This is a genomic window from Gordonia sp. i37 (genome assembly GCF_002043085.1).
Classification (GTDB): Bacteria; Actinomycetota; Actinomycetes; order Mycobacteriales; family Mycobacteriaceae; genus Gordonia; species Gordonia polyisoprenivorans.
The window spans coordinates 1-4145 of the sequence record NZ_MVPX01000135.1 but is presented as its reverse complement, the minus strand read 5'-3'; the positions used below and the strand labels follow the sequence as shown (position 1 = coordinate 4145).

Here is a 4145-nt window from a genome sequence, read left to right as displayed (position 1 = left end):
CGACGCGCCCGCCCGTACCGGCGGCCCCGGTGGACGACCCGCCGAGGGTGGGGTCCCCGACGGCGGGGTCGCGATCACCCTGCCCGACGGGTCGATCGCCTACGCCCCGAACGAGCGCGCCGCCGCAGCGGTGCGTGCGGCATTGAGCCAGCAGGGCGTGCCCTACGTGTGGGGCGGCACCGATCCCAGTGGTTTCGACTGCAGCGGCCTGACCCAGTGGGCCTATCGGCAGGCCGGCCTGGAACTGCCGCGCCTGGCCCAGGAGCAGGACACCGCCGGATTCGCGGTGGCCCAAGCCGATCTGATGCCCGGTGACCTCGCGGTCTGGGACGGACACGTCGCGATGTACGTGGGTAACAATCAGCTCGTGGAGGCCGGGGATCCCGTACAGGTCTCACCGCTGCGGACGACGAATGCCGGCCAGGGATTTCAGGGGTTCTACCGTCCGCGATGAGTGTCGATGCAGAAGTTCACCTGCCCGTCGTGGGGCCGGTATGGCGCTCACAGGCGCGATCGCTACGCTGTGACGTCATGGCCGGAGACATTGTCCCCATCGAGCTCGGACTGACCGACGGAAACAGCTTCACGCTGTGGGCACCCCGCTGGCGGGAGGGCGACGACGAGTGGGAGGCATTCCTCGGACTCGACGAGGACCTCTACGTCTTCGGCAGCGTTGCCGAGCTGGTCGCCTTCATCCGCACCGACGACGACAACGATCTCGTCGAGCACCCTGCCTGGGAGACCGTCAAGGGTCTGCAGGCCGACGAGCTGGTCCCCGACGACCGCCATTCCTATGACCTGGTGGGCGTCCCCGAACTGGCCGCCGAGGACCCGACACCGGAGGTGATCGCCGAACTCGAGGACGCACTGGAGATCGTGCGCATCCTCGGCGAGGTCTGCGAGCTGACCGTCATCACCAAGTTCTTCAACGGCAACCCGATCCTCGGTGCGGTGACCACCGGCACCCGCAACTTCGAGGGCCGCGACGGCACCGACCTGTGGGTGCGCATCGGCCGGCTCATCGCCAAGCACTGGGACAACGTGCTCGACGCGATCGACGAGGTGATCAGCACACCCGAGGTCGACAAGGCAGCGGTGACCACCGCCGAGGCCGAACTCGAGGCGGCCGCCTCCGCCGAGGACGAGGACGAGCCCGACGAGGATCTCGACCTCGTCGGCGACGCCGACACCGAGTCGGACGATTCCGAGACCGATCTCGCCGACGGCACCGACGACGAGGAAGAAGAGGACACCGACGACGAAATCGACGACGACGATTTCTGGGCGTCGGTGGGCATCGACCCGATTCGTATCGTGACCGGCACCGGTGAGTTCCTCTCGTTGCGGTGCTACCTCGGTGACGATCCGGTGTTCCTCGGTGACGACGGCAAGATCTTCGTTTTCGCCTCCCCGCGCGCGCTGTCGAAGTTCCTCGCCGAGGACAACTCTCATGACCTCTCGGGTGTGTCGACGTTCGACGAGGTCCGCGTCGCCGCGACCGACGGCTCCCTGGAGTTCGACGTCATCGACGACAACGTCTACGTGCTGCCCGGCCTCGTCGAGGACATCACCGACGGTCCCCGGCGCATCGATCGCAATCAACTGGAGTTGGCGGTCGAATTGTTCACCGACGCAGCCGATTACGCCGGTGACGACTCGGTGGCCGAAGCGCTGGGCTCGACGACCCCACTGGGCTGGTTCGTCGACTACGCCACCAACCCCGACCCCAAGCGGATGGCGCCGAGCCCCCCGTTCGACAACGAGGCCGAGGCGTGGCGGGCCCTCGAGCACGAGTTCGAGGATCGGCTCGTCAAGAAGCGGTGACCGATCCCCGTCGGCGCCGGTTCCGGGTGATCTTGTGCCCGGATTGCGGGCACAACATCACCCGGAAGGGCTGCCGCGGGCCTCAGCCCTGCAGCAGCACCGCGTAGCCGGGCTTGATGACGTCGTCGATGAACGCCAGCCGCTCGTCGAAGTGGATGAACGCCGATTTCATCGCATTGACCGTGAATCGCTCGAAATCGGCCCAGCCGTAACCGAATTGGTCGGAGAGTTTCGCGAACTCCTTGCTCATGGTGGTGTCGCTCATGAGCCGGTTGTCGGTGTTGACGGTGACGCGGAAACGCAGCCGGGCCAGAACGTTGAACGGATGCTGCGCCAGCGACGCCACCGCACCGGTCTGCACGTTCGAACTCGGGCACAGCTCGAGCGGAATCCGCTTGTCGCGCACGATATTCGCGATCAAACCTAGTTCGGCACCGGGAAACGAATCATCATCGGGTCGCGCGCCGGGCGGCAGGGTGATGTCGTCGATCACCCGCACCCCGTGTCCGAGCCGGTCGGTACCACAGAAACCGATCGCCTCGTGGATCGACGGCAGCCCGAACGCCTCGCCCGCATGGATGGTGAACGGTGCGCAGTTTGCCCGCATGTACTCGAAGGCGTCGAGATGGCGACTCGGCGGGTGACCGGCCTCGGCACCGGCGATGTCGAACCCCACCACCCCGCGATCGCGATACCGCACAGCCAGTTCGGCGATCTCACGGGAGCGCGCAGCGTGGCGCATCGCGGTGACCAGGCACCGCACGGCGATCGGGCGACCGGACCCCGCGGCGGTCCGCTCGCCCTGGGCGAACCCGCGCAACACCGCCTCGACGACCTCGTCGAGCTCCAGCCCACGCTCGAGGTGCTGTTCGGGAGCGTAGCGGACCTCGGCGTAGACGACGCCGTCGGCGGCGAGGTCCTCCACACATTCGGCCGCGACCCGCTCGAGCGCACCGACTGTCTGCATGACGCCCACGGTGTGGGCGAAGGTCTCCAGATAGCGCTCCAACGAACCACTGTCTGCCGCGTCACGGAACCACACCGCGAGGTCGTCGGCCGTCTCCGCCGGTAGCTCGTCGTAACCGGTCTCACGGGCCAACTCCAACACGGTCGACGGCCGCAGGCCGCCGTCGAGGTGATCGTGCAACAGCACCTTGGGCGCGAGGGTCAGGGCAGCGGGATCGAGCGGGGAACGCGGCGGCATCGACGTCATGATCCGAACCTAACGTGTTCGATCACCAGCGGCCGGGCGACATCAGCGGGATCGAGTTCGGCACCGGGGCCGCCGGAGTTCGGCTCGGCGGCAATGTCGACCGCCCCGACCAACGCCGCCCGCGCGGGACCGAACCGTTCCGGTGTTGCGGTGTGCAGCGTGAACAGCGCCGCACCCGCCTCGACGAACTCTCCGGGACGCGTGTGCCATTGCACCCCGGCCTCGGACTGCACGGCCTCACCGGGCACCGACCGCCCGGCACCCAGTCGCCAGGCGGCGTCGCCGACCGCTCGCGCATCCAGCCGTCGCACACGACCCGACGTCTCGGCGACGACGACATCGGTGTGCCGGGCCCGCGGCAGCGGTGCATCCGGGTCGCCGCCCTGCGCGGCGATCATCGCGCGCCAGGAGTCCATGGCGCGGCCGTTGCGCAGATGGTCGGCAGGGTCGACGTCGGAGATCCCGGCTGCGGCGAGCATCTCCCGCGCCAGGGCCACCGTCAGCTCGACGACGTCGGCGGGCCCGCCGCCGGCGAGCACCTCGAGCGATTCGGCGACCTCGACGGCGTTGCCCGCGCAGCGTCCGAGCGGGGTGTCCATGTCGGTCAGCAGCGCCGAGGTCGCCACCCCGGCGCGATGTCCGAGCTCGACCATGGTGGTCGCGAGTTCGCGGGCGGAGTCGAGTTCGGGAAGGAACGCCCCCGAGCCGACCTTGACGTCGAGCACCAGCGCGCCGGTGCCCTCGGCGATCTTCTTGCTCATGATCGAGCTGGCGATCAACGGGATCGATGCGACGGTGCCGGTGATGTCCCGCAACGCATAGAGCAGACGATCGGCGGGTGCAAGGTCGGGACTCGCCGCGCAGACCACCGCACCCACCGCCTCGAGCTGGCTGAGTATCTCGTCCATCGACAGGTCCGCACGCCATCCCGAGATGGACTCCAGCTTGTCCAGCGTGCCGCCGGTGTGCCCGAGGCCTCGGCCCGACAGTTGGGGCACCGCAACACCATACGAGGCCACCAGGGGCGCGAGCGGCAGGGGGATCTTGTCCCCCACCCCGCCGGTGGAATGCTTGTCGACGGTGCGAAGCGGCCGACCGTCGCGGCGCA

At 68.5% G+C, this 4145-nt stretch carries 4 protein-coding genes; 2 read left to right on the top strand and 2 right to left on the bottom strand.

Annotated elements, in window-relative coordinates:
- A partial coding sequence (locus B1964_RS06410) for a C40 family peptidase (protein ID WP_139765646.1) occupies nucleotides 1–454 on the top strand: 454 nt, incomplete at its 5' end.
- A gap of 77 nt (nucleotides 455–531) precedes the next feature.
- Nucleotides 532–1824, top strand: coding sequence for a hypothetical protein (locus B1964_RS06405; RefSeq protein WP_014359535.1), 1293 nt, complete (start codon nucleotides 532–534; stop codon nucleotides 1822–1824).
- An 82-nt stretch (nucleotides 1825–1906) separates the two neighbouring features.
- Here the strand turns inward: B1964_RS06405 and B1964_RS06400 are convergent, their stop codons facing one another.
- Together B1964_RS06400 and B1964_RS06395 are read right to left on the bottom strand one after the other, a co-directional pair.
- Entirely contained in the window at nucleotides 1907–3037 is a 1131-nt protein-coding gene (locus B1964_RS06400; RefSeq protein WP_079929264.1) for an adenosine deaminase, read from the bottom strand.
- A partial coding sequence (locus tag B1964_RS06395) for a thymidine phosphorylase (protein WP_139765645.1) occupies nucleotides 3034–4145 on the bottom strand: 1112 nt, incomplete at its 5' end. The genes B1964_RS06400 and B1964_RS06395, both read right to left, overlap by 4 nt.